The sequence below is a fragment of the Mycobacterium lepromatosis genome (assembly GCF_000975265.2).
Taxonomy (GTDB): domain Bacteria; phylum Actinomycetota; class Actinomycetes; order Mycobacteriales; family Mycobacteriaceae; genus Mycobacterium; species Mycobacterium lepromatosis.
Genome location: NZ_CP083405.1, coordinates 1228088 through 1254611, shown reverse-complemented (window position 1 = coordinate 1254611; position 26524 = coordinate 1228088). Strand labels below are relative to the sequence as shown.

At 58.4% G+C, this 26524-nt stretch carries 24 protein-coding genes and 3 pseudogenes; 7 read left to right on the top strand and 20 right to left on the bottom strand.

Translation table 11 applies throughout. The annotated features are described in order from the left end of the window. Positions 1-8: 8 nt before the first annotated feature. The 3 genes from dnaG to MLPF_RS05865 form a co-directional block, all read right to left on the bottom strand. Positions 9-1937: a DNA primase gene (gene dnaG / locus MLPF_RS05875; RefSeq protein ID WP_045842729.1), complete on the bottom strand. Its 1929-nt coding sequence runs from the start codon at positions 1935-1937 to the stop codon at positions 9-11. 693 nt (positions 1938-2630) lie between these two features. Further along, on the bottom strand, positions 2631-3914 hold the full coding sequence (locus tag MLPF_RS05870) for a deoxyguanosinetriphosphate triphosphohydrolase (RefSeq protein ID WP_045842728.1): 1284 nt from the start codon (positions 3912-3914) through the stop codon (positions 2631-2633). A gap of 489 nt (positions 3915-4403) precedes the next feature. Next, entirely contained in the window at positions 4404-4661 is a 258-nt protein-coding gene (locus tag MLPF_RS05865; RefSeq protein ID WP_237817264.1) for a hypothetical protein, read from the bottom strand. Here MLPF_RS05865 and MLPF_RS05860 point away from each other — a divergent pair. Further along, positions 4653-4886: a hypothetical protein gene (locus MLPF_RS05860; RefSeq protein WP_050038990.1), complete on the top strand. Its 234-nt coding sequence runs from the start codon at positions 4653-4655 to the stop codon at positions 4884-4886. The genes MLPF_RS05865 and MLPF_RS05860 overlap by 9 nt on opposite strands. A 3432-nt stretch (positions 4887-8318) precedes the next feature. Here MLPF_RS05860 and MLPF_RS05855 read toward each other — a convergent pair. The 3 genes from MLPF_RS05855 to MLPF_RS05845 all read right to left on the bottom strand — a co-directional run bounded on the left by MLPF_RS05855 (position 8319) and on the right by MLPF_RS05845 (position 12597). Beyond that, positions 8319-8522: a hypothetical protein gene (locus tag MLPF_RS05855; RefSeq protein WP_045842726.1), complete on the bottom strand. Its 204-nt coding sequence runs from the start codon at positions 8520-8522 to the stop codon at positions 8319-8321. Between the two features lie 94 nt (positions 8523-8616). After that, the gene (locus MLPF_RS05850; protein WP_162196889.1) at positions 8617-8766 is read right to left on the bottom strand and encodes a PPE domain-containing protein; all 150 of its coding nucleotides are present in this window, start codon (positions 8764-8766) and stop codon (positions 8617-8619) included. Between the two features lie 2439 nt (positions 8767-11205). Further along, the gene (locus MLPF_RS05845) at positions 11206-12597 is read right to left on the bottom strand and encodes a glycine--tRNA ligase (protein ID WP_082082328.1); all 1392 of its coding nucleotides are present in this window, start codon (positions 12595-12597) and stop codon (positions 11206-11208) included. Between the two features lie 167 nt (positions 12598-12764). Here MLPF_RS05845 and MLPF_RS05840 point away from each other — a divergent pair, with 167 nt between their 5' ends. The 4 genes from MLPF_RS05840 to MLPF_RS05825 all read left to right on the top strand — a co-directional run bounded on the left by MLPF_RS05840 (position 12765) and on the right by MLPF_RS05825 (position 14028). Then, on the top strand, positions 12765-13187 hold the full coding sequence (locus MLPF_RS05840; protein WP_045842724.1) for an ArsR/SmtB family transcription factor: 423 nt from the start codon (positions 12765-12767) through the stop codon (positions 13185-13187). Positions 13188-13261: 74 nt separating this feature from the next. Continuing rightward, positions 13262-13654: a Fur family transcriptional regulator gene (locus tag MLPF_RS05835; RefSeq protein ID WP_045842734.1), complete on the top strand. Its 393-nt coding sequence runs from the start codon at positions 13262-13264 to the stop codon at positions 13652-13654. Next, on the top strand, positions 13642-13797 hold the full coding sequence (locus tag MLPF_RS05830; RefSeq protein ID WP_156147006.1) for a hypothetical protein: 156 nt from the start codon (positions 13642-13644) through the stop codon (positions 13795-13797). Before MLPF_RS05835 ends, MLPF_RS05830 begins: the two co-directional genes overlap by 13 nt. Continuing rightward, positions 13798-14028, top strand: a complete 231-nt coding sequence (locus tag MLPF_RS05825) for a hypothetical protein (protein ID WP_237817102.1) — start codon at positions 13798-13800, stop codon at positions 14026-14028. Here MLPF_RS05825 and MLPF_RS05820 read toward each other — a convergent pair. From MLPF_RS05820 to MLPF_RS17215, 11 genes and pseudogenes are all read right to left on the bottom strand, one after another. Further along, positions 14025-14195 (bottom strand): hypothetical protein, encoded by a 171-nt coding sequence (locus MLPF_RS05820; RefSeq protein ID WP_237817104.1) that lies wholly within the window; start codon positions 14193-14195, stop codon positions 14025-14027. The genes MLPF_RS05825 and MLPF_RS05820 overlap by 4 nt on opposite strands. Positions 14196-14262: 67 nt before the next feature. Continuing rightward, a pseudogene (locus MLPF_RS05815) lies at positions 14263-14918 on the bottom strand (NAD(P)-binding protein); the annotation flags it as partial. 355 nt (positions 14919-15273) lie between these two features. Then, a complete protein-coding gene (locus tag MLPF_RS17255) occupies positions 15274-15555 on the bottom strand; it encodes a PD-(D/E)XK nuclease family protein (protein WP_272946090.1) in 282 nt (93 codons plus the stop codon). Positions 15556-15619: 64 nt separating this feature from the next. Beyond that, positions 15620-15880 carry a hypothetical protein gene (locus MLPF_RS17250; RefSeq protein ID WP_282435832.1) on the bottom strand — a complete coding sequence of 87 codons (261 nt, stop codon included), beginning with the start codon at positions 15878-15880 and terminating at the stop codon, positions 15620-15622. Beyond that, positions 15853-16077, bottom strand: a complete 225-nt coding sequence (locus MLPF_RS17245; protein ID WP_272946089.1) for a hypothetical protein — start codon at positions 16075-16077, stop codon at positions 15853-15855. Before MLPF_RS17245 ends, MLPF_RS17250 begins: the two co-directional genes overlap by 28 nt. 2 nt (positions 16078-16079) lie before the next feature. After that, on the bottom strand, positions 16080-16358 hold the full coding sequence (locus MLPF_RS17240; RefSeq protein WP_272946088.1) for a hypothetical protein: 279 nt from the start codon (positions 16356-16358) through the stop codon (positions 16080-16082). 166 nt (positions 16359-16524) lie between these two features. After that, positions 16525-16719, bottom strand: coding sequence for a hypothetical protein (locus MLPF_RS17235; RefSeq protein WP_282435831.1), 195 nt, complete (start codon positions 16717-16719; stop codon positions 16525-16527). A gap of 631 nt (positions 16720-17350) precedes the next feature. Then, complete coding sequence (locus MLPF_RS17230; RefSeq protein WP_272946086.1) at positions 17351-17683, bottom strand: UvrD-helicase domain-containing protein; 333 nt, start codon at positions 17681-17683, stop codon at positions 17351-17353. A 796-nt stretch (positions 17684-18479) separates the two neighbouring features. Continuing rightward, entirely contained in the window at positions 18480-18683 is a 204-nt protein-coding gene (locus MLPF_RS17225) for a PD-(D/E)XK nuclease family protein (RefSeq protein WP_420329583.1), read from the bottom strand. Positions 18684-20010: 1327 nt separating this feature from the next. After that, positions 20011-20409 (bottom strand): hypothetical protein, encoded by a 399-nt coding sequence (locus MLPF_RS17220; RefSeq protein ID WP_420329582.1) that lies wholly within the window; start codon positions 20407-20409, stop codon positions 20011-20013. A 556-nt stretch (positions 20410-20965) separates the two neighbouring features. After that, positions 20966-21217 (bottom strand): hypothetical protein, encoded by a 252-nt coding sequence (locus MLPF_RS17215; protein ID WP_420329581.1) that lies wholly within the window; start codon positions 21215-21217, stop codon positions 20966-20968. 771 nt (positions 21218-21988) lie between these two features. On the opposite strand from MLPF_RS17215, the pseudogene MLPF_RS17210 reads away from it, so the two are divergent. Continuing rightward, positions 21989-22757 (top strand): annotated as a pseudogene (locus MLPF_RS17210) (alpha/beta fold hydrolase). A 2-nt stretch (positions 22758-22759) separates the two neighbouring features. Further along, positions 22760-23114, top strand: a pseudogene (locus MLPF_RS05795) (MGMT family protein). A gap of 30 nt (positions 23115-23144) precedes the next feature. On the opposite strand, the gene MLPF_RS05790 reads toward MLPF_RS05795, so the two are convergent. The 3 genes from MLPF_RS05790 to MLPF_RS05780 form a co-directional block, all read right to left on the bottom strand. After that, complete coding sequence (locus tag MLPF_RS05790; RefSeq protein WP_045842710.1) at positions 23145-23999, bottom strand: TIGR02569 family protein; 855 nt, start codon at positions 23997-23999, stop codon at positions 23145-23147. 93 nt (positions 24000-24092) lie between these two features. Next, entirely contained in the window at positions 24093-25280 is a 1188-nt protein-coding gene (moeZ, locus tag MLPF_RS05785) for an adenylyltransferase/sulfurtransferase MoeZ (protein WP_045842709.1), read from the bottom strand. Positions 25281-25483: 203 nt separating this feature from the next. Next, positions 25484-26467, bottom strand: coding sequence for a DUF3152 domain-containing protein (locus tag MLPF_RS05780; RefSeq protein ID WP_193386721.1), 984 nt, complete (start codon positions 26465-26467; stop codon positions 25484-25486). Positions 26468-26524: the final 57 nt, after the last annotated feature.

Sequence of the window (26524 nt, the reverse complement as noted above, 5' to 3'; positions counted from 1 at the left end):
ACAACACCTCAGGCGGTCATATCGTCGCCGCTGGCCTGCTCCAACAGGCTGCGTCGATAGGCTTCCATGGCGACCAGGTCGCCGAACAGCTCGTGATACTCGTCACCCTGGTCAATCGGCGACATGCGCTGCAACTTAGATTTCACCTCGGCGATCTGTCGGCCCATCCACACTTCCTGCAAGCGAGCCAGTACCCCACCGATATAACGCGGCAGCTTTTCGTCGTCGACATGGATCGACTCCACGCCTAGCTCGTTGATCAAACCGGTGATCAGCGCCGATGTGGTTTGCTGGCGCACCACGTCGATCCATTGTGCTCCGGTGATGCCGGCCGACGTCCCACCCGCCGCGTCGATGGCCGCGCGAACGGCTCCGTAGCCGGGATGGGTGAAACTCTCGACAGTCAGCGTGTCGAATACTGGGCCCGCCAGAGCCGGGTACTGCAAAACCGATTTCAACGCCTCACGCTGCAGCCACAGTGTTGGGTCACGTGGGTCGGGGCGGGCGAGGAGTTGATCGGACGGAGCACTCGGCAACTGCATGAATGGCGACTGCTCAACACTCACGCTGCGCCTTCTGGCGCGTTTCGGCGCGCTACGTCGGTTGGCCTCTTCGCGCACTCGAGCAAGCACTTGCCCTTCGTCCGACCACCCCGTCCAGCCCGCCAGGCGTCGCGCGTATTCGTCGCGCAACGCATAGTCCCTAATCCGAGCAACCAACGGAACAGATCGGTGCAGCGCATCCACTTTCGCCTGCGGGTCGTCGTCAAGAACCATTCCGTCAGGAATCAAACTTCGAATAGCGAATTCGAACATTGGTTTGCGACAAGCAACCAGGTCTCGTAATGCCTGGTCTCCAGAGCTGAGCCGGAGGTCGCACGGATCCATGCCATCCGCAGCAACAGCGACGAACGATTTTCCGGCAACCTGCTGGTCGCCATCGAATGCCTTCAGAGCCGCTGCCTGCCCAGCCGCATCGCCATCGAAGACAAAGATCAATTCACCCCGATACCAGTTGTCGTCCATTATCAGCCTCCGCAGCATCGCTAGATGCTCATCGCCGAACGCTGTGCCGCACGACGCAACAGCGGTGGTAACCCCGGCCAGATGCATCGCCATCACGTCGGTATAGCCCTCGACCACAACAGCCTGATGCCCCTTGATGATATCGCGCTTAGCCAAGTCGATGCCAAACATCACCGACGACTTCTTATACAGCAACGTGTCGGGTGTGTTGACATACTTGGCTTCCATCGGGTCGTCGTCAAACAGCCGACGGGCACCAAACCCGATCACTTCGCCAGCCAATGTGAGAATCGGCCACAGTAGCCGACGGTGAAAGCGGTCCATCGGACCACGGCGCCCCTGCCGAGACAGCCCCGCAGCCTCTAACTCTTTGAATTCAAAACCCTTGCGTATCAAATGTTTTGTCAATGAATCCCAGCCCGACGGCGCGAATCCACAGCCGAAATGACGGGCGGCATTAGCATCAAAATTGCGCTCCATGAGGTACTGGCGAGCCGGTGCCGCCTCGTCTGACTCCAATGCTGCCGCATAGAACGCTGCTGCGGCCGTATTGGCCGCAATGAGCCTGCTACGACTACCGCGGTCGCGCTGCACACTGGTGGCTGGGCCGGAATAGTTGATCGTGTGGCCAATCCGGTCGGCCAACATTTCAACCGCCTCAACAAAGCTGACGTGTTCGATCTTCTGGATGAACGCATACACGTCGCCGCCTTCACCACAACCAAAGCAGTGGAAGTGGCCATGGTTTGGGCGTACATGAAACGACGGTGATTTCTCGTTGTGGAACGGGCACAGGCCTTTAAGCGAATCGGCTCCGGCGCGCCGCAATTGGACGTAATCGCCGACGACTTCCTCGATGCAGACCCGTTCACGGATAGCGGCGATATCGCGATCTGGGATACGGCCGACCATAGGTTCAGTCTAGAACCCCAGGTTCAGTTTGCTGCATCGCCAACACCGCTCCGGACTAGTTCAGGAAGCTGGGCCAATGACATCGCATGCGATCCTTTCCATGGCATTATCGCTGTATTCTATGCTGTAGACTATGATTGCGTTCTTGTAACCTGCAGCAGCTCGTCCCTGTTGAACACGTCACTTGTCGTCACCAGCAGAGCAGAGCCGTCTTGACATATCTCGAGCAATGTTAGGTCGCCGCTCGGGGGTTTCCCGGTGTGACCAGGAGCCTGGTAATGTTCAGCGGCGGATAAGAATGTTGCCGGACGGGTCGTCGGTTGGGGAGACCGACTTGGGTTCGCACTTGCCGATCACGTGGATGTGTATCCCGCGCAAGCCCGGTGCTATAACGCCGGTCGCAATCTACTTGATGATGGTAGTGACGTAATCCGTGAAATCGAAGGTCGCCATGGCCACGAGTCGACCGTCCAGCGTTTTTCCAGTTGCACTGCAAGCGATTCTCACCACCGGAAGGCTGGCTGGTCGTTGACGACAGCAGTGAGCCACTCTTAACCGCAAGTGTGGCTCACTGCTGGGTGTTTGGGCGCTGATTCAGACTGCAGACAGTCATGGCCACCAATGGAAGCAAGAGCAACAGGGGGGCAGTGACGCTGAGTTTGATCATGTCAGGCGACCTAACCCGACTACTTGCTACGGACTCGCCTGACCGGCGTCGATACGCTCCAGCCGACCTTCGGTATACGAAGCGATCTGATCGACAATGACCCGCCAGCGGGCGTTGTCGTCGGCAGCGTTAGTGAAAGCCGTGACAAAAACTGGGTCGAGGGTACGTGGCGCCCCGGAGTACAGCCAATCCGCTACCCGGTGTATACGCTCACGCTGCCGGGCCTGGCCTTCCAGATGCCGTGGGTCGGACATGATGAACTGCAGTGCCAAGATTTTCAGTACCGCAACCTCGGCACGCACCAGATCGGGCACCTGCAGGTCAGCCTGATAGCGCACTAACGGCCCTGGACCGGCCACCGCACGTGTGGCCGCGATCGCGGCCGAGGCAAACCTGCCGACCAGCTCACTAGTTAATCGCTTGAGCGCGACCGACGATACCAACGTGGCGTCGTATTTGCCGACCGCAGCGACCACAGGAAGCGTCGAGAGACGGTGCGCAGCTGCCATCAATTCATCAGCAGTCACCCGGGAGAATTCGCCTTCCCCCAGCTTGGCCAGAGCGGCGGCCTCCTCCTCGTCAGCAAGCACGCGTAAGTCTATTCTTTGCGAAACGACGCCGTCCTCGACGTCGTGGACGGAGTAAGCGACATCGTCAGCCCAGTCCATCACCTGGGCTTCCAGACACACATGATCCGCCGGCGCATATACACGGACCCAGTCCGCGGGATCGCGGTCATCCTCGTAAAACCCGTACTTACTTCTCCCATTTCCAATCCCGCTTACACGAGTCCACGGATATTTGGTGACTGCATCCAGGGCTGCGCGAGTCAAGTTCAACCCCACGCTATACCCTTGTTCATCAATAACTTTGGGCTCAAGGCTGGTCAAGATTCGGAAATTCTGCGCATTACCCTCGAAACCGCCGTAGCCGGCTGCCACCTCATTGAGAGCTCGTTCACCGTTGTGCCCGTATGGCGGATGGCCGATATCGTGGGCCAGTCCAGCCAATTCGACGAGGTCGAGGTCGCAACCCAGCCCGACCGCCATGCTTCGCCCAATCTGGGCCACTTCTAACGAGTGAGTCAACCGGGTGCGCGGAGTGTCTCCTTCGTGGGGACCCACGGCCTGGGTCTTGTCCGACAATCGTCGCAACGCTGCGCTATGCAGCACCCGGGCCCGGTCCCGTGCGAACTCAGTGCGGTGCTGACCTTCGCTACCTGGCAAACCCGCAGTCTTCGGCGCTTCATGCACCCGGCGCTGACGATCGAAGTCGTCATAGGAGTCGCGCTGATTCGTGTTCGCCTTCATTAGTCTTAGTCACCGCAGCACAGTCTGCCAGGAACGGCTACTAGAGGACCAAGGCAGAGCTATCGCACCCGACTGTCCCCCCGCCAACAAGACGGGAAGCCCCGCCACCTCCTTGCGCCCCTCGGTCCTGTATATTAACCCTGCTAAATTAGCCCATATGCACATTACTCGCCTGCTCACCGTAGTCATGGCAAATCATCGCGGCTGGACTGCTGTTGGTTACCGTCTTCTGGCGCACAACTACCGTTTCGGCTTCCGGAGTACGTCAACGACAACACGGGCACCCTGTCAGAATCCGGTCACATCGCCATCACGTCAGCCATCGACAAACTGTACGAAGATCGCCAGGTCCGACTGTAGGTGGTCTACGTTGACGACTTCGCCGAACAGAGCGCTGTAGCCTTGGTGCAGCGCACCATGCGTGCTAGCGAATTAAGTGGCTACGGCGCTTTACTGGCCGTAGCTACCACCAGTCGGAAGTATGCCTTCTTAGTGCCGGGCATCAGTGAAAGTCAAGTAGATAACCTGCGGCACAAACAGATCAAGCCAGCATTGAACAATAATGACTGAAGCAGTGCGGGTAGTAGCTGCGGCAAACGGGCTCAACAGGCCGTCCAGTGCGTCCAGGCCAGACGGGTCATGCTGATGGTTGCACTGGGCGTCATCACCACCGTCATGGTGATCTTGCTGGTTGTCATGCACTAAACCCGTCGTCGACGGCGCGCTGCCTAGTTGGCTGTGACACAACAAGTCGACTCCGCCGACACAAATGGGCTGGCCGCCGTACCGCTGGAAGCCCTCGACGATCTGTCCTGGTCAACAGTGGTGAAGGTCAACAGCGCGCTGCGTACCAGCGACATTGAGCTCACAGTGGCGATCGACGAGTTCGGCAACGATCGACCCGAGCCCTTCACCAAGGTGGTGATCAACACTAAAGCGACTTTGTTCCAGAGTATGCACGGTGTGCCGTAAACTTGACGATGGCACGCCATGGACCCCGGCACCGAGCCGCTAACTACTCACCCAAGCGATCGGGGCCGTGGTGAGCATCGACCGCGAACTGCAGTCGAACACCGAGGTATTCGAGACACTACGGTTTGGTGATCAACGCCCTGTAGCCACTCGATAGGCTGACCGAGCAATACGTCGAATTCACCGCACGCATCAGCCCGGTCGAGCAGTGACTAGAAAAGCTGCACAACGAGTGCGACCCTGCTGCATTAGCCTCGGTGTCCGGTAATGGCGATGCCGTCTCCTATCTCGCTGCTGTTTAGTTGAGTGCCGCCAAGGTGGCGCTCGGACACTGCTCGATGCGGTGGACAACGCAGCTAGCAACATCCGGCATGTCGTAGCCGCGTTGCCGTCGTCAAGCAGACGACATCCACTCGGGAGTCATACGCTCCAACGAACAATTGCAAAAGACACAACACGCCAAACTTCTACCCAAAAGGGAACTTGTCGCCGTGCGCAATGCGGCGGCCCGAACCCTAGACGGCACCCGCAGGGGCGGCTCCGTCGACCCGCTGGCCGCGTTTGCCCATTCTGGCCAAAGCCGACATGGACCTTAACTGGTTACTGGGCACTCTGGCCGAAGAACAGACAGCCGCCGATAGGCTCCAGCCATTGCTTCGAACAAGCGTTGTTCACCGCTGGGCCGCGGGTGCTCGGGTTCTCCATCTTACATCATCTACATCGCCGCCCGCTGCGCCAGCATCGAAGCTGGGGCTCGGATCCGACTCACCGAAGCGAAACAAATAGCTCAAGACCACAAAAGAATTAAGGATTAAGGACCGACCTGACTGAAGCGATTGCCTATGCCAACGCAGCGTCGATGCTGGCTACTAACGTGCAGTCGCTGACTAACGCCCGACGTGCAGTCGGCTCAGTATGCCTACACACAACTCACGGATAGCGACACTGGCGCGATGATCGGCAGGATCATCGTCAACGACCTACTAGGTGGAGGTTTTTTGCGGAGAAGAAGAGGTATGGGCTTGCTGGATCCCAACTATCCATTTAGTAGCTCGTCGAACTCATCCGGGGGCTCGTCCGATAGCGGCCTTAACAGCGGCGGCGGACGATTTTGAGTCGCCTACCAGTTGACAGCTAAAGCCAGCCGCCGCAAGTCGACCCGAGTCGACAAATAACGGCGCCTGCCCGGCGGATATCAGCTACTCCATGAGCGGGCACACACCATGGATTGCAAGCGAGCACCGGGCATCGGTTCTTCTTCAGGCCCAGCCCGAGCCGACAGCACTGTCGATGCTGGCCATGCTGCTGGGCCACCAGAAAACTTGCCGAAGACCTCAGGATACCCGACACTAACATTTGAGATTTGAGCACACGTTGAACCAGCTTCGACAGTTGGCCCACGAGGTGGTCAACATTGACAGGCCGGGCAACATGATCAAAGCTGGTCGTGCATCACTAGCCAGCTCACTGCGGCTTAACGGTGAAATCACGAAACAGCGCACTCAAAAGCCCAGACCGATATACCTCGGAGCCTTGTGCCAACCTCACGGGTGTTGCAACTCTATTTGCCCGGGGCCCGGCCGTTGCGGGGCCAACTCGGACGCCGCGTCGCCAACCGTCGTTATTGCCGTTGTTCCATGATCGGTTCTTCTGTATCCATCATGTAGACAGGGTAGTTGATGCGCTCGCCAACGTCCGGTAAACCTGTAGCGGTATCGCATGGTGCAGCACCGTAACGCCATCGAGATTAAAGAGTATTGCGTCATGGAGTTTCAGCCCTCTCGATGTCGGTCAAATGGACTGGACAGGGAAGCGGGAAACCTCGCCAGAAATTCTCGGAGAGATATTGGGCGATTGGACTTTCACTTCATCAAGCTCGTCTTCCCTAGAAGATTCCGACTCATCCACACTATTTGCTACGGTATCGCTTTGAAACACGGCCTGGCTGACGCAATGGCAGCCATTCAGACTTGTATTCAACAGGGATCGCTGAGCGGATGGCCACTTTCCTAGCGCAAACATCGGCTGCGAATATAGCACTCGATATGGAATTGATGCCTTCACCATCGACCCGAGCACTAAATTAGGCACGCATTGTGTAGTTGCGGAAATCGCATTCAACACCATAGGCACCGGCTATATTGCTATGAAACGCACTGGTCTCAACCTGTGCCGGCAGCAAGCTGGTCGTTGGCACCGCCATTCCATGATTTAGTGCATGGCGATCCGTCTGTGGTTAAGGGTCATTGACGCATTCACCGTTAATCAGGGAGCTTTGGATAGTGTCGAAACGGAACGGGATGGTAGTGTCATTGTGGTCAAGCGCTTTGGTCATTGGGTTCCAACCTTCTTGTTGCAATTGCCAGCGACGAGGTGTTGAACCCGCTGGTTCCAGAAAGCGTCCCGAAATAGTGATCAAACAACCTGTTCTCCTACACAAACAACACGAATTGTTCGATGTCGGTCAAATTACCGGGACAGGACCCAGAGTCACAAGCCTTTTTGATCACCGGATCAGCCAGCAACATCAAAGCCCTCGCGCTGGTGGCGGTGGTAACTTTTGCCAGGAACTCCCGATGAACATTCCGTCGATTGGACTACTGCAGGAGCGCGGAGACGTCAAAACCCCCAATTCGTCCTCGTTGTGATCCACGCTTGCTGAAGCGCTTGTAACGACTTTAGCAAGCTCAGTGATGCAGCCATATTTGGCCCCGGAAGCACACCGTCGCTATTCCAATAATTCGCCATCAGCACGTGAGACCCCATACGGCGGAGATCGTATCGTCTAGCACGGGAAAATGACTCGATACAACCAGACGAAGTGATGTTTTTTCAACTAGTGCTGTGGGTGCGGGTGTACGATACCCCATGCGTTGCTTGTCCAGTGACAATTGGTTAGGCCCCGCTGAAACCCTAGAGCCGAATCGGTATTGGTCATGTTGCTACCTTCGGTTTGCAACTTTGTCTGTGATCATTGGCCTGCCCATAGATCACCCTGAAACTTACAGCCAAATTGGATAACTTCGACACGCTATCGATTAATCGCCCGTACTGCGAGCTAATCTACCCGACCCCAGTGCATGGCACCACGCTGAGACGCAACTGCACCACATGCGGACTCACGCCCTCTCGGCCCGTCATCTCCCCAGGCATCCCCGCTGCCGCCCATACCCATCCAGCATCATCAGCAGACCATCATCGGTAGGAGCCCCTGCCATCGCCTCAGCGTTGGGCATCGCCCCCAATCCCGACAATCACTATCCGAGCCGACATTGACCCCTGCCACGTCGGCGGCACCGACATCACCTAGCAGCTTCGTATCCGGCACGGCTTTGCCCGAAAATTTCAACACATCGACCTAAATTCGCCGTAGAACCAGCAAATACAGCTGCACCCATACTGCCCCCTGTGCCAGCGGCACCAGCGGCGAAATCAACATGCTGGTCGGATACGCAGCCACAACTGCTCAGGACCGCCGAAGATAGCTGCGACAACAGCAGTTGGGAAGTCAACGATTCCACCGTCGACACCTCGTCCGGCAACGCCGCCACCAGCCGACTGCACCTGCGTGGTCAATCCAGTCCACGCCGCTGACACGTCCGAAACCGCCTGCAACACCAACTCCGTCAACCTCACCAAATTCCAGCGACGACGCAGTGAACAACGTCAACGTCGACCCCACCGACGTCGCCTCAGTAAATTACGCCACCATTGCGACCACATCTTGAGTTCACATATCCACATCATGAAACTCCTTGGCCGCAATCACCAGAGCGTTAATACTGAAGATGTTCGTTGCCAGCAACAACGACAACGTCGTCCGATTCACCAACACCGTCACTAGAGACACCGTGACAGCCAACGCCGACTCAAACGTCAAACGCCGCAGCTCGAGCTTGACTAACCTCGTTCAACTACCCCACGTACAACATCACCGCCGCCATCAACACCGATGCCGGACACTGCCCAACCCCGCAATCACCGAGGCAAATGACGACACCAACGCCTGCAAATCTCCGATACCAGCCCATCCTAGGCCATAGCCGCCACAAACAACGGGCCCTAACCCGCTTCCAGCATAAATTCTTGCAGAGCTAACTCAGGAAGCAGTCGTAAAAAATCCTAGAGCCATCACAACATTGACCCAACAAAGCGGGCCAGAGCGTCCGACAACTACCCATTTCTACCGCCGGATTGTAAGACAAGATTACGCCAAAATCCCTGCTTTTACCAGACCTTTTCTAAAGCCTTGGCAACGCCAGTTCGCCGCAGTATCATCGCCCCCAACTGGGCCAAAGAACTCTCAAGACACTGCTGAGCAAGATGTCATACCCTTCGACAACGGATTAGGATGGCGAAGCATATAAACGATAAACAGAAGTCGACTTCGCAGATTTGAACTTAGCAAGAGACAACCATCTATACGGTCAGCTGCGCATTACGCAACACACCAGCTAGGCCGCTGAGCAAAGCGTTTAGAACAGTCCTAGGACGAACTTAAACAAGCGATTTCCCGACTATCTGGCCCTCCTTCAACGGGTACTTCCATCCACCCCCAAGCGTTACCATCTATAACTCCCAACATACCGGCCGCACAACACTCTAAAACATGTCCGCACCAAAAGAGCCCATATTTTCAATATCACCCACCAACAGCCGACAAGCACCGTCACGCAGCCGGAAACCCGGCACCAGATCTTGGACTCCCCTTCGTACCGAAGATATATCGTCTTGAAGGTGGTGGTGGTGGTGGAACGGCGAAGTGTCGATCGAGAGTTCTGTGAGAGCGCGGTCTCGTATCGTTCGGGATATGAGTAAGCCGATCGTTCAGGTGGCTTGGGAGCTGGGGCTGCATGAAGACACGCTGGGCTTTGTGGGCGAATCTGGACCGGCGTGCTCGAGACCGGTGAGGGCCCGTTGAAACAGAGCGAACGCGAGGAGCTTAACCGGCTGCGCAAAAAGAAACGCCGAATTGGCGATAAAGCGCGATGTACTCAAGCACTCGGCGGCCTTCTGGGTCAAGGAAGCGATGCAGCAGTGAGCCTGGCAGCGCCGAGTCCTACCCAGAGAAGGTGCGGCACGGTATCCCGCAGTGGTGTCATACTGGACAGTGGGCGCGGCACAAGCGTAGTTTCACAAGTGGACTCATGGGGGTGGCTTACCGCGTATCACTACCGATCTGTGGACAATGGGCTAGCGGGTCGCCTCCAACACCGTGGCAGTGATGATGTGCGAGCAGGGTTTGGCAGTTCGACGCACACACTGCCGGCGCGGCACCACCAAGCTGAAATAAATCGGCATGTAGAGCATCGGACTTGCTACGCCGGGACTTCACTCCGCGTGAGGAGCCGAACGTGGCGTGAATGGCTGAGTCTGACCAGGATTTCGGTCGATGAAGGCAAACTACACCTGGCCTCGGTGCTGAATCTGCATCACGGCGAGTGCCCAATTTTGCCATAGACATCCACCACAACGCCGCGTTGGCGCAAGCAACGTGGTGTATGGCCATCGCGGTTCCCGGTGGGTCGGTGGCCAGGGTGATTTTCCACACCGATCAAAGCGGTGTCACGCAGTCGATGGGGCGTGCCAGGTCTGCTTTTAACAATGCTGTCGGAGAATCTTTTAACTCTACCATTGAATGGGAATGAGTGCTTAACAACCACTTCTATAACCGGTAAGAAAATGTTACACTTAGTTGTCGGCTGGACCAAACAGATTAACAGGCCACATAGCCATTCCACCAACGGCATGCTCAGTCCGATCGACTACGAACACATCTGCAAACAGCCGAACAACGCGACATCCGACCCACGAGCGAGCGGCATGAGCCCAGATGGAGGCGGCTACGTCGCTGCTGTTCTTCTCGCCCAGCACCGCGCAGGAGTCACTGGCAAGCACAGAGCCCTGCCCGCCCGAATAGCGAAGCTCTCGGCTTCACATCAAGAATCAACCTCCCTACAAAAAATTCTACAGTTTCAGGGGGATTGGCGACGCAGCGCTACATACCGCACAGATCGCCTTACGTCGTAACGCTAGCGGGGTATTTGTCACGGATCTAGGGTGAAAAGCTAACCGATCGTATGGACAGTAGCCGCGTCACCCCAGCTGTGCTAGGCAGCAAATGACCCCAACCCGGCATAGGTGAGCGGCAACCATTTAAACTCAGATCCCGATCCACAGGGGACCGGTGTGCGATATCGCGCAACAATCAAACTCAATCAGCGAACCACTTCGTTCACACTGACACTCTTCAGCGCTTCGTGGGATATAAGCGACATTAGAGGCCCGACACGCCCAAACACAACCCGAGTATACCTCCTTAGCTACCTTTGAGCCGCACTGCAAGATAATCGGCAACGCTGGTCATCGCGACCCGCTCCTGCGTCATGGCGTCACGCTCGCGCACGGTAACGGCGTTGTCGTCAAGTGACTCGAAGTCCACTGTCACACAGAACGGCGTACCAACCTCGTCCTGGCGCCGATAGCGTCGCCCAATGGCGCCGGCATCGTCGAATTCGCTGTTCCAGCATTTGCGCAATTCTGCGGCCAAGTCTCGGGCTTTGGGGCTCAAATCGACGTGCCGGAATAGCGGCAACACAGCGGCCTTAATCGGTGCCAACCGCGGATCCAGTCGAAGCAGCGCACGTTTGTCCATCCCGCCCTTGGTATTTGGGGCTTCATCCTCAGTGTAGGCGTCAATCAAGAACGCCATGAACGATCGAGTCAGACCGGCTGCCGGTTCGATGACATATGGTGTGTACCGAGTATCGTTGACCTGATCGTAGAACGACAGGTCAACTCCGGAATATTTTGCGTGTGTTGACAAGTCGAAGTCTGTCCTGTTGGCAACACCCTCTAATTCTCCCCATGGGTTACCGACAAAGCCAAACTTGTATTCGATATCGACAGTACGGTCAGAATAGTGCGACAACTTGTCCTTCGGATGTTCGAACAGCCGAAGGTTCTTCGGATCGATACCAAGTTCGACGTACCACTGCATCCGCGTGTCGATCCAATACTGGTGCCAGTCCCGAGCGGTCGATGGCTCCACGAAAAATTCCATCTCCATCTGTTCGAATTCACGGGTGCGGAAGATAAAGTTTCCCGGGGTGATCTCATTACGAAAACTCTTGCCAATTTGTCCGATACCGAACGGGGGCTTGCGGCGAGCGGTCGTCACCACGTTGGCAAAGTTGATGAAGATGCCCTGCGCTGTCTCGGGCCGCAGATAGTGCAAACCCTCCTCAGTCTCGATCGGTCCGAGACAAGTCTTGAGCATCAAGTTGAACTCGCGCGGCTCCGTCCACTGACCGGGCTCGCCGGTGTCCGGATCGCAAATATCAGCCAGGCCGTTACACGGCGACTGCCCATGTTTAGCCTCATAGGCCTCGATCAGATGATCGGCACGGTAGCGCTTGTGGGTGATCAATGACTCGACCAGCGGGTCGTGGAAGATCTCGACATGGCCGGACGCCACCCATACCTGCCGCGGCAGGATGATCGACGAATCAATTCCCACAACATCTTCGCGGCCAGTCACCACCGAGCGCCACCACTGTCGCTTGATGTTCTCCTTGAACTCTACACCTAGCGGACCGTAATCCCACGCCGATTTTGTGCCGCCGTAGATCTCGCCCGCGGGATAAACAAAGCCGCGCCGCTTGGCCAGTTTAACTACTGTATCGATGACGGACGCCACGAGGCAGGGCACTCCTTTTCTAATCCGAGCGGTCGCGCAACGACGAGCCGTGTACGCAAAGCATCAGTCATGGTAGCGATCGCCACCACCGGCTTTGACATGCATCATCACGCATGTGACGGTGGAATTGCCCTAACGAACTCAATATCAGGTACTCCTCGAAGGTGATGACCTAAATTATGGTGACGTCCCCGTCAACATCGACCCCCGTTGATCTCCCATCCGCAACCACCGACTTAGGCTCAGGTTTAGTTGACGGGCACGAGCACGGCGCTGATGGGATTTCAAGATTGGCGGACTACCCCGCACCCCCACCGCGCGAGATTCTCGATGCAGCCGGGGAGTTACTGCGCGCGCTGGCCGCACCCGTGCGCATCGCCATCTTGCTGCAACTGCGCGAATCGCAGCGGTGTGTCCACGAACTGGTCGACGCACTGGGCATACCACAACCGCTGGTTAGCCAACACCTGAAGATCCTCAAGGGAGCGGGTATCGTCGCCGGAGAGAGGTCCGGCCGCGAAGTACTTTACCGGCTTGCTGACCACCACCTGACGCATATCGTCGTCGATGCTGTCGCCCACGCTGGCGAGGACGCACTATGACCCGCGCCAGCGACGATGCAATGGGGGCAACGCTCGCTTGCGGAGGACAAAGCGATGAGGTGAAGCCGCAGATAATGACTGGAGCCAGCGTCCGTTCCACCCGACAACGCGCGGCAATATCGACGCTACTGGAGACGCTCGAAGACTTCCGCTCAGCCCAGGAGCTGCACAACGAGCTGCGCCAGCGCGGCGACAATATCAGCTTGACCACCGTTTACCGGACCCTGCAATCGATGGTAGAGGCGGGAATGGTCGACACGTTGCGCACCGACACCGGCGAATCGGTCTACCGCAGGTGTTCCGAGCAGCATCACCATCATCTGGTGTGCCGAGGCTGCGGTTCCACTATCGAAGTCGGCGACCACGAGGTCGAGGCATGGGCAGCAGAAGTGGCCTCCAAGCATGGATTCTCTGACATTAGCCACACCATCGAAATCTTTGGCACCTGCTCAGAATGTCGGTCCTGAGGGCACGCCAGGTGTGGTTGTGCTGGTTGTTGGTGGTTATTTCTTGCTGGTTTGGTTTTGTGTGGTTGAGGGGTGTGGTGGGTTATGTGGTGGGGATCGGTGGTGTGGGTTGTGTTGGTGGTTTAGGGTTGGTCGCGGCGTAGGTGGGCTGCTTGCAAGGGCCGCCGAGTAGTTGGTGTTGGTCACCGGCCGCGACATCGAAGCTGGCGATGCTGGGGGTGCGTCTGGTGTGGCGGGTGGCCGGGGATCAGTTGCGCTTTTCTGGTGATGTGTTAGCCCGCCACGCGCACAAGTCACCAGATCACGCCGTGGATGGCTTTTATCTTCCTTCCGCGGTCGATCCCCACAAAAAGTCAAGTACTGCCCTAGGCTAGAGCACCGCCGTACGCGTCATCACCGGCTGCGAGGTCATCGACGAACTGTGAAACCAACACGGCACCAACACAGCCGGGGGCACACCGGCTGGCCGAGGGCCGGTGAACAAACAGACACCCCACAGCCATAGCATGCACCCGAAAGCGCCCCCAACACCCAGCGCCAACAAGATCTAGGCTAGCCCACCAAACTCCCGACCGTATCGGCCAGCGATGGCACACCAGAACACTACTTCACCTGCCACCTATGAAACCGACCAACAATTCCTGCCACAAACACCAACACCCCCGGCCACCACACAACAACGTGAGATCGCAGATCCCGGGAACCGCTGCAACGATGTGCATTAGGTAGCCATCACGCACCACACCAAGCACAATGTAGCGCAAATGCCGGGGCGGGGATCCGCCGACCTCGATCTGCTCCACCTCGCGTTCAGCAATCGCCAATCCGGAGTGCGGAGTTAACAGATGCTCAATCACTTCCACGACCCCGGGCGTGGTGGTGGGGTGACAAGGCCGAGCAGCCGACCGGAGGTTGCCGACGAGACCACCACAAGGTCAGCACCCAATTGCTGTAACAGGTGCTGATTCTCGGTCTAGTGGATCGACGCCACGATCTTGATCGTCAGGCGACCGCTCTCGAGCCATCAAGATAACCAACACGGCGGTATCACCGCGACCGGTAGCGACGACGATCGAGGAAGAATGCTGGGTCACGGCCAACCGCAGCACACCGGATTTGGTGGCGTTGCCGCGCACCGTGACCAAGCCGGCGGTCGAGGCGTGTTCGAGGGCAGGGTGTCAACGACATCCATCTCACCCCGCGCGGCCTCATCGCTTAGCCTCGCGGCGACCGCCGTTTTGCCGTTGGTACCGTAGCCGATCACCGATAACGGCATGGCCGCACAATAAAGGCAATCCAAGAATGTCAACCCGACATTACCCTCACGTCGCAATACCCACTTCGGTCCTGTTAGACCAACAACATTGACCGCGAACAACACCCCCAAAGGCAATGGCCATTCGTCGGGTGATACACGCGCACCAGGCTAGAGTGAACCTCGAGTGTACACCAGGACACCAACCAGGAAGATGACCAGGCTGGGCAGCCAATATCTTCTAGAAACCGCCGCGATGCCGGCAACCTACTGTTGCGCAACGGCAATCCATCATTGCCTGAACCCAGCACACGACACCTATGTAACCACCATCGCTGGCTCCCCAATATCTGAACAGCGCCCGTCACACGTCGGCAGTGCAGCTCACCCAGCAGCCCCGCCAGATCGGTAGCTTCAAGCAGCTAGTCGGGGATGACTGTGACTCCGCTAAGCACGTAGCAAGTTGCACAAAGACCGCGCGCACCGATGACTCTGGGCGTCCGCACAAAACGGTCCACGCCAAGCAGTAGGCGGCGACCTGACGCATGGCCTCCGGCCCGCGCGGCGACTCACCGGTCTTCCAATCCACCACGGTGATGTAGCCATCAAGATCGACTAACACCGTGTCAACGCGACCACGCAGCACAGTACAGCCGATGGGTATTTCGAATAGCAATCTCGACCGCCATGAACGTGCGGATAACCCACCGCTATCGGCCAAATGCTGCCTGCAACGCGGCCAACTCCCGGGTGTCTCCGACGTCGGAGTCTGCAGCACCTGGCAAGTCGGCAAGATCGAACAGCCGTTCTGCGCCGTAGAACCGATTAATCCGGGCGTGAAACGTGTTGCCCAGTAATGCGGGCGGGTGGGCAGCCGATGTATTAGCGGTCGAACCGCATCGATCGGATCTCGAGCCAGGTCCACCAGACCAGTGACCGACACCTAACTGGGCAGAGTGCAGGCAAGACACCTTCCGGCGCTTACACACTCGACCAGTAGGGCATCGACACCGGCAGTCCAGCCTTCGATATCAGTGCTAGGGCGAGCCATGCCGTCCACTATCGTGGCGACCACTAGCACTGCCCCGTGTTCGACGTCGCCGCGGAGCCCGGCCAACAGGCTGGACAACTTCGACAACTTTGTCGCGCAGCCTATTTCGTTTCCCATAGTCAGGCGCAGGTTCCCACTGTTAAACCACCCCGCAGGGGATCGCCGGCCGCGGCCGATAATGTCCTTGAGTGCGCACAGGAAAACCGGCGGACCGCGCGGCTTGATCCCCACGGGACCCCGTCATGACCGAATACCAACAACGTGTCTTCGACCCTGATGGTGCGCACGTACAACAGACGGCGTTCCTCGTTGACACGCCGCTGCTCAAGTCGGTTACGACGAACGGAGATCTTGTCCGAAAGCTGCTTTCGCTTGGTGACACCCGATGGATCCAGCACAGGAATGCCGAGTGCGACAGCTTAGCTGCGGTCGATGCATTGGTCTCACTCGTCGTAGTGATTGCCCGCTCGGCATACTCGGCGACCACATCAGCTAAGGCGTCGAAGTGTTTGGCACCGGCCCAAGCACCCGGGAGCTGGGCTGGCAGCACTTGGATTTCGCAGTCTACGCCCGGCACACGACGTATTTAAGCAACCAGGTCGGGCAGCTAAGACACAGATAGCCGCGTAGCGCAATTAGTTCGTCGGCCAAGACACAGATGCGCTGATAGCCCAGAACCGAATACGAAATAGCTACTCTGAGGTCGCCGAGAGCGTCGGCCAGAGAAGCGATATCAACCCCAGGACCGCTGAGCGCCATCATGATCTACTCGGGTGAAACGTACCTCGAAGGAGGATAGCCCACCCAGCACCAACGCGCCCCGCTGTAGCGCGGCGACATCGCAACCACCGAGCCGTTAGCAGGGACCAGTCAGCACGCGCATTGCCGCGGTGCCGACCGTAGAGTCAGCGACGAACCGCAGCATAACCACCACATTAGCGACTTAAGGTAGGGATAGCAGGCCGGCCAGGCCGACCTGACTTCTACCGGGATTCCGCGGGCGAGCAGAGCATAAGCGATGGATGCAGCGTCCTCATTGCAATGCACCAGCACCGACGGCGTCTGCTCGCTGGTAGTGTGCGGATACGTGGTAGGCGATCCACTAGCGTACGGCGCGCACGTAGGGAAGCAACGTAGTGCGTACGGCATCAGCTCGGGACGTCCGGGAACGAGCGCAGCGCGCGGACCACAACCGATCGTCGTCGCGCTTCCGCGGATATGTCGTTGGCTACATGTAGAGCGCGGGGCGAATTACGCCAGCTGACCCGCAGCTCTAACACCGGCACGGTATTACCCCCGAATCGGGGAAAGCGTTGGTGAAAACTAAGCAAGTTCGTCGCGAAGGCACCGTGCCATCCGTAAATGGACTGAATGGGAATCCCTACCGCTGTCAACGCCAGTTCGCCGTCTCCGTCGTTGCCGCCACCCCCGACAACGCGACGCGCTGGGCGTGTCCAGTGTCTTGGTACCCGTTGAGCACCACCACCCGGTAGCGGCTGCGCAGGTCTTGACCGACTTGCGGGAACGTCGCGACCAAACACGTCGCGCAGGCCATCTGAACACCGAAATCCATCATCTTCGCGGCGCGCATCCACTCAGCCAGCGCGTCGAACAGCGAGACCAGCCGGCGCGTTCGGTCCGGGTGACCAACATCGGCAGCAGCCACTGGCTGAGGCCGCAGGAACTCTGGTAGGGGCCCGTCGACAAGGCGTGCAACAGCCACTCCTGTTCCACAGGATGTCACGGAACTGCTGGGCATCCACCAGATGCCTCGCGAGTTGATCCGACAAGCGTAGCACCATTGAGGTCACCGCGGCCGGGGTCTTGTCCGTGTTCTGCTCGCCGCTATACCCGTGACGACGTCGAAGGCCAGCTGCTACAGCTCGGTTTCGCTGAGCAGCCGGGTGTCGGGCTCGACGGGTAACAACAGGCCATAGTCATGGAACAGCGAACCGGCGCAAGCGTGTTAGGTGCTGACTACCGATCCGGCGACTGTCGGTACGGCGGAACTAGTCCAGACCCGGATCCGATACAGGCCAACCGGGAACGAACGCGGCGCAACAGCCGGCTGACAGCCTTGCGGGTAAACGTCAAACACAGAACCTAGCCCGATTCTGTGTAGCCGTTGACGACTAACGCAGGACCACCCGCACGACCATCGTTTCCGTTTTGTCGTCATTATCAGTGCCGACAAAACGGACCCTACGGCACGGCGATAACGGCTGCTTAATCGTAGATGGGCGAAAGTAGTCTTAGCGTGCCGACTTAAATCCAGCCGCGCGTAGCGAATCATCACCCACAGATCCAGTCACAGCGCAAACCTGTCGGTTCGGGCCGGACAAATACGGCCGTATAGAGCAGTGCACGCAACCGTCGTTGCGTCGGGTGATGAACCGCGGGCCAGCTGCCGCGTTGGCCGCCTACCGAACAACGTTGCACCAATGATCACGATCAGCTGGTGTTATGTGGATCCTGCTCGCGTTCGACGGCGTCCGCCGGCCCGGTCCTGCCAAGATAGACTAGGCGAGCACCGCCGGGCTCCATGCTGACGGGTCGGCTGAGAGCATACTTTCGGCCACCGCCAATTTATACGTCGCCAGCTGGGCGTGTTGTTGCGTATCGTCCTTGCTGACCGCCGTTTTGCTGGTTTTGATGTCGACGATCACCAGCCGGCCGAAAACATCGCTTTCCAAGCCAATCGACCCGACCGGGCAGCCAGACATCGCCGGCTTAATCCTCAGACTCGCACGACTCACCACGCGTTCCATCGACGCCGACATCAGCCAGTTCGTATCGGATCTGGGCACGCAATTCGACGAACTTCTGTATCATCGCGCGACGCCGGGCAAGCTCGTTGAGCGAATGCCACTGGGCGTCGAAGGGCAGGTGCTACCAGGACCGGTCCAACTCGGCCAGCAGTTGCGATTACCTTTTGTCCGGTTCGGCGATCAACACATACAGCACCGAACTGATGGCCGACAGCAGCTCTCGTGCATTGGTTCCGCCGTGCCGTTCAACTAACCAACGCGGCGAACACTCTTTGTGTGTCTGCAGGGTTGACGGCATTAACGTGAAAAGACCGTTGCCACCGCAGAACCGATCACTACTGCTGACCGGAATCAGGCCATGCCATCCGATCGAGTCGGCACCCGCCACATATCAGCGTTGGCCAACCGCGCCAATTGGATTGCTGCACAAACTCGAACTATGTCGTCCACCGCACCGTCGGGCGCACAGAAAACGCCGCGTAGTCGTCCCATCAGCGTCGTTTATAACAGCAATCGTATGTACGAAACAAGCTGCGCCACTTCGTGATCACTGTCACCCGCGGCCCATTTAGCGATCTCGAGAAAAAACGCCGATGGCAACGCTACCCCGAGACCCGGCCCGTCGGCGTCACTGTCTATGCCAGCCCTTAGCAGGCGGCAACAGCCCATCGCCGCCAACAAGAACCGCAGCTCCTAGGCCAGGAACAGCACCTGCACGGAGACATGCTCAGTAATACCGTCGAGCAGTCATTAAGTGCCCGCGCACCCCCACGGGGAACCGTGTTGGACCACAGCCCTTCCTTCCTGCATACCGGCGATGACTATCAAATCCCATTCCTGTCACAATGCCACGTGCACATTGGGCACCCTAACCTGCGCCGTCGCCCTGACTCCTCGCACCTGACGGTTGGCAAATGCAGCGCAGCAACATCTTCCGCAAGCCGGCGCAACGGCGCACCTGACGTATGGCACAAGTAATAATCAATGATGTCGCACAACACGGTAACTGTCTCAAGGCCCCTGGGCTCCGGCCGGGCCGCTGCGCTCGCTTGCCGCCAGCAGACAATGTTGCAGAGACCAGACTGATGCCACACCGCCCACCATGTGTAGCGCGGATCTTCACCGTACCTAAGGCGCAGCCGGCGGCCACATCCAGGACGGCACGCACCCACTGCAGCGGCCCTGAACACGCACCCGATACCGGCGCTCCATCGGCCAGCACCTCCACCAAGAGATTATCGAAATCGCCAATGGACGATCGGAGTTAACTGCGCTGCAGCGATCAACACAGCTGCCGGAGCGAAACTGGGTCGACGCGACCAATTGGCCCGGTCGGTAGTGCCAACGTCTGTTCGCCATCCAGCTCTACAGCCATCGCCGACAAAACTGTGAGCAACGCTCGTGCCGCGGGCTCCGCGGACAACGGCCCACTGGTAAAAGGTACCGCGACCGGAACCCCGGCCGCAGCCAAGCCGCGCGGAGGCCCAGTGGCACCGACCGAACGACGGACCGCCATTTGGCCGACCACGGCACCCTGTCGATTATATGCGCACACCTCAGCGTATCGGCCGATTATCGACGTTTTCGCGTGGACCGAGGCGGCCAGTCGTACCGTGACTGATCCGCCCTCGCCCTCAGTGCCATCGATCTGCCTGCCGCCGACGCCACCCGGTAAGCCCACACACGATGCTGCTGACGGCGCGCGCTGCCGGTGCACAGCAGTGCGACACGGTTAACGTCACCGACCGACCGGGAAAGCAGCACCCGGTTGGGAGGGGATTGTCGTATAGCAATCCGGCCAGCTCGCCGCTCCGAAAACTGAACACTGTCTGATTGGGGTCGCTGGCAACCAACACCTACGCCATCCCGGTAGCCAGTACCAAAACCAGGCGGGCAGCCTGCGGGTCAAGTTGCTGAGCATCATCGATAAGCAAAAGCCGAACCTGAGGTACGTTCGGCTGCTAGCAGTGCAGGATTGACCGTGAAAGCCGACAGCGCAGCACCCGCAAGTTCAACGGGGACTAGCGCCGGAGTCGTCGCCTGCTGCGACCGCCATTCCGACCACAGGGCGCAGCAGCATCGATTTGCTGGTACTACCTTGCGCATTGGCCGACAGCGTCCCATTCCGGACGCCGGCACACGCGGACCAATCGATCCAACTCCAACGCTTCTACACCGCGCAGGGGGGCGCAACGCGCCAAAAGGTTTTCGCAGCTCTCTGGGGAAATCCGCGGTGCTTACAACGGGTCGTAGATAGGACCACCATACCGTCGCGAAGCGCGGTACGTCTGGGGTAGGTCACCGGCCAGCAACTCGCGGATGATGGCGTCTTGCTCGGCGCTGGTAACCAGCCACGAAAGCACATAGCCGACCCGCCGCAAAACCGCGTAGACGTACCGTGCACAGTGCGTATCAAGGACTCGCGGACCGCCACCCGACAACATCCAGGTGTGCGCGAACGCAGCAACGCCGTCGTCAGCGAGCTGCACGCCGGTATGCCAATCCGGACAGAGTCGGTAAGCAACGGAACCGATTCCGGTTCAACACCGGCAACGATGTGAGAGAGCCTGCTATGTGGGTATCTGCCGGCACGCACGTATGCCACCGTCGTCAACCAGCAGGCTGCTCTTGCCGGTACCCGAGTAGCCCAGGATTAGACTGCGTGCACCCGGCTCTAGAATGGCGCGCCTCAACACCCCAGGTGTATGACATAGCCACATGCAATCACGTAGATCTGACAAATTTGTGCGCTGCACTGCATTGCTCACATACGCCAAGTAGCTGCGACATCGCCCCAGCTTAACCCCCCGATCCTATTCACCACCCCGAGCTAGGGAGTGGGCCAACGGTGAAACTGGCAACTTGGCTAATATCGGTCGGATACCCCTACCTGGACAGCCGAAACACGCAGCTGCAAAACGACAACGGAGCGTTGCTGTCCGACAACACCGAACTGCTTGTCCCCCGAAGGCCAGTTTCGATGATCCTTAGATAAGCTAAGGAAGGGTTATGATCGTGAAGGACGTCAAAGGCACCGTACCAGGCGCGCGAAGTACCTGAAATCGATGCGTTAGAACAGCACCTAGCCATCGATTTCGACGACAAAGCCTATGCACTCGATCAAGCTTTTGTTGTCCCCGCGCCAGACGACGAGTGGGATGCCCACCGAGTAGTCAAGCCGCCACAGCACGCCGATCACCCATCAGCCGAGAACATCCGCTCTCAACTAGCACCGTCTACGGGTAACCACCGACCTTCATGTGCACAGCTACGGTCCGTCCGACCCAGTGCGAATTCTCGCTATCCATGGGCTGAACGGCCACGGGCAGCGCTGACAACATGTGACCGAATACGTGTTCGAAATCGTTTTTACCGCAAAGGATATGGTAGATTACGCAGGTCATCGTGAGCTGCGCCGTGGACCATCGAAGCTAACGTCTCAGCGTTGAGCGCACTGCTCGAAGATAAGGTTGACAGCCCGATACTGGTTTGGTCGGGCATTCGTTCGGCGACGCTATAACGTCACATCTGGCAGCGGCTCGTTCGAATCAGGTTGCCATGCTACTGCTACTCGACCTAGCGATCGGATTGGACAGGGCGTGGATGCGCAAGATCGCTGAGGCGATGTTTGCCACCCCGACTACCCGGAAATGACACAAGCGCGCCTAGAGAAATATGGGCTCGTAAGTAAAGGTTAACCCCGCGTTGCCCGACGCCAAACTCGACGAACACCTGGTCAAGCTGACCAACAGAGGATATGGCTGGAATCTTAAGCATTCCAGCGATCATGTCGCACTGAAGCGATTTGGCCCGTTACGTCATGCTACCGCCTGCAGGAACGATGATTACGCTGGTACGAGCAACACAGACCCCGTCTCTACGGCAGCGACCAACTCATCGCAAGGCTCCAACAAAGATCGGGACCCGATTGCGAGCTGATCGATTTTCGACTACGGCCACATAGTGGCCCCGCATGCCAAGACCACCGAAGTTGCCAGCGTGATCCGCGAGCAGGTAGAAACGCACTGACAGTGCCACCGGTAACCGAAAATCCAGCCAAGCGGGTGCGCTCGCTGATAGCAACTATCCCACCAGGCTGCATCACCACCTAAGGCAACATCGCCTCTGCCGCAGGACCTTTCCAGTCCACGGATCGCCCACCAGATCATGCGAACTGACTCCTCTAACCTGCCATGGCACCGGGTGATCACCTCGTATGGGCATCCGGCGCGACATTTAATCACCCGACCAATAGAACTGCTACGCGTCGAAGAGATTCTCGCTGTCGACGACAAAGTGGCGCTGAGCGAGACTCGCTACGAATTTCAAACCGAACACGCCATCCAGATCAACGTTACCGAAGCCAGCATCAGGATGACGTCGTAGTAGCTTCGATGTCGAGTGCAGCTCCACGACTTAGAGCACTAGCCGGACCAACGCCGCGGTTCGGGCCAGACCTGGGAACGCCTCGGCAGTCGACAGCGGATGCAGTGCGTGGACAGCAAGGCGAAAAATCAATGCGCGCAACAACATCTGCGGCCATTCCGGCAGCGCGTTCCAGCGTTCTATCAGCCCGTCGTCGGCTTCACCCCAGGACAGTGCGTCCACGACAACAACACCCGCAGCCCATGACGCTGGACGCCAGTAGGGCGTGATGTCGGTGATCCCCGGCGCCGCCGTACCCACGAAAAGCATTGTTCCGTAAAGATCTCCGTGCACCAGCTGGTTCGGGCTCCTGGTCGGCTTGCGTAGACCAGCCAGCTGGTTGATCAAATCGACCGATCGTTGACCGTCAACCGTCAGGGGCGCGGTCCACGCTCCGGAGGGTACCGACTGCAACGGCTGGCTCTCCCAGGCGGCACGGTCGGCGGCGATGAAAATATCCACGTCCGCCCAACGCGGCGTGGGTCCTTGGGTCAGAAATCGAGGACGCTCGAGTGTGCCGGTGGCCTCATGCAGTCGCACCGCCGCCGAGAGGACTTCATCGTGTCTAGCCTCCGGTGTACCGGCAACGAATGTGTTGGCCTGCCAGCAAGAGACCACGTACCGGCCGTCGGTCGAGCGGACCGGTCGAGCCAGGCGGACACCATCGACGAACAACGTCTCCCGCACCCGGGCCGACCAAGCCGCGCGGGCGTTGTCGGCCACCATCGACAATACAACTTCACCACACCGCCAGCCACCTTCCCAGCTGGCTCCCAATGGGACGGGCTGCACACCGGTCAAACCGAACGCCGACAACACATGCTCGGGCGGCGGCTCAACTGTCACCCGGGCCAGCCTAGTAGAGCCCGGCAGTAGCGACCGCAATCACGACGAAACCGAGCAGAACGCGTCGCCACCAACCCAAGACCGAATCTCAGATTAGTAGATCACCATGTCGGGTTGCACCTGCTTGGCCCACGCCATAATTCCACCCTGCAAGTGCACCGCGTCGGAGAAACCAGCCTTTTTCACAGTGGCCAACGTCTCGGCCGAGCGCACGCCTGTCTTGCAATACAGCACCGACATGCGGTCCTGAGGCAGTTTTGCCAGACCCTCACCCGAGTTGATCAACGACCGAGGAATAAGCTGAGCGCCGTCGATGCGCACGATGTCCCACTCGACAGGCTCACGAACATCTATCAAGGCCAGCTTCTTGCCGGAATTCAGCAACTCGCGCAATTCCCACGGCGTAACGATGGAGCCGGTAGACACTTGGGCCGCATCGTCAGACACCACACCGCAAAATTGCTGGTAGTCGATCAACTCCGTGATTTTAGGCGTGGACGGGTCCTTGCAGATCCTGATCGTACGGTAGCTCATCGCCAACGCGTCGTAGATCATCAATCGGCCGAGCAGCGGCGCACCGATCCCGGTGATCAGTTTGATCGCCTCGGTGCCCATCACCGACGCGATAGAAGCGCAGATGATGCCCAGCACGCCGCCTTCCGCGCAGGATGGCACCATGCCAGGAGACGGTGGCTCCAGGTACAGATCACGGTAATTCAGGCCCAGTCCGTCGGGGGCATCCTCCCAAAACACTGAGACCTGGCCTTCGAAGCGGTAGAGCGACCCCCACACGTACGGCTTTTTAGCCAGCACCGCGGCGTCGTTGACCAGATACCGAGTTGCGAAGTTGTCGGTGCCATCCACGATCAAGTCGTACTGCTTGAACAGGTCAACCGCATTACTCGACTCCAGCCTGAACTCATGCAATCGCACCTGAACGAGTGGGTTGATTGCGACGATTGAGTCGCGCGCTGACTGGGCTTTGGACCGTCCAACATCGGCTACACCATGAATAATCTGGCGTTGCAGGTTAGACTCGTCGACAACATCGAAATCGATGATGCCAATCGTACCAACGCCGGCCGCAGCCAGGTACAGCAACACCGGCGCGCCTAGCCCGCCCGCACCGATGATCAATACCCGCGCGTTCTTGAGCCGCTTCTGCCCATCGACGCCCATGCCCGGAATTATCAGATGGCGGCTGTACCTAATCACCTCATCGCGGCTCAGCTGGCTTGCAGGCTCAACTAGCGGCGGCAGTGATGTCGGGGATGTCGACATCGAATATCTCTCCTAGGGGCAGCATCGTAGTTCAACTTCTGAGGCATATCCTCTACAACACATCACAGCAGGTATCTGCATTAACGGCAACGACGCGCAATGTGTAAAACACTGTGACCGCCAGCGTTGCGTCCTTGTGCGCTAGGTCTGGAACCTGCCCACGAAAAACTCGGTCAACACCACGGCGGGTATCGTCGCCGAAGCTACGCGATTGGATACGGCCAGGGATTGAATCGACAGGTCTTGCCATCGGGCTTGACCCATTCCGGGTCGAACTTCGCTCCATCGTCATTAGACGTGGAGAACGTTTGCTGCATCATAACCGGAGCTAAACCACCCTGCTTGTCACAGGGCTCGTGGCGCACATACCCGATGGCATGACCGACCTCGTGGTTGATCACGTACTGCCGGTAGGAACCCACATCCCCTTCGAATGGAAGGGCTCCGCGTAGCCAGCGCGCCTCGTTGATCAAAACCCGAGCCTGCCGGTCCGGCCCGAACGACGGATTGTAACACGACGTCTCCAGTCGGAATTCGTACCCACATCCTACACGTATAGTCAGTGGAGACACGAGCGAAATCCGAAAGTCGGGCTTCCCGCTATCAATTCTGGTGAAAGCGAATTGCGGATTGTGAGTCCAACCTTTCGGATTAGCCAGCGTCTGGTCGACCATCTGGGCGAATGCGCCGTCGCCACCGAACATAGTCGGATTCAGACCGTTCTCGATCTCGACGGCGTAGTTGAAAACCTTGGCGGTGCCTTGACCGATCTGCGGCATCGTACCCGGAACAACATGCCAGGTCTTATCACCCGCTTCGGTGAATGAACCCCCGTCTGGCAGTGTCCCGGCCGGCAAATTGGCGTCGAACGCGGCGAGGCCCCGAGGCGGCGCATCCATAATAGCCGTGCCCAACGCACCGATGACCGGTGATTCCGTGATGGGCTCGCTCGCTGCCGGCTCCAGCGCGTTTGTCCCAGTTACCGTTTGGTATACAACCACCGCCGTGAGCGCCATCAGAAGAGGCAGTGCATAAGCGCGCCAGCCAAAGGTGGAGACGAACCGCCCCAGCGGTGTTTGCTTACGCCACCGACGCGGCCGGCCACGGTTAACCCGGACCCGCCCTTCGCCCCTGGCGAGCGGTTCACGCTGGGCCCGCAGTGGCTCTCGCCACTCCTCGCGTAGCACAGGTACACGACCGGGGCTGCCAACAGGCCCGGAAAAGGTCACTTTCCCAGGATTACA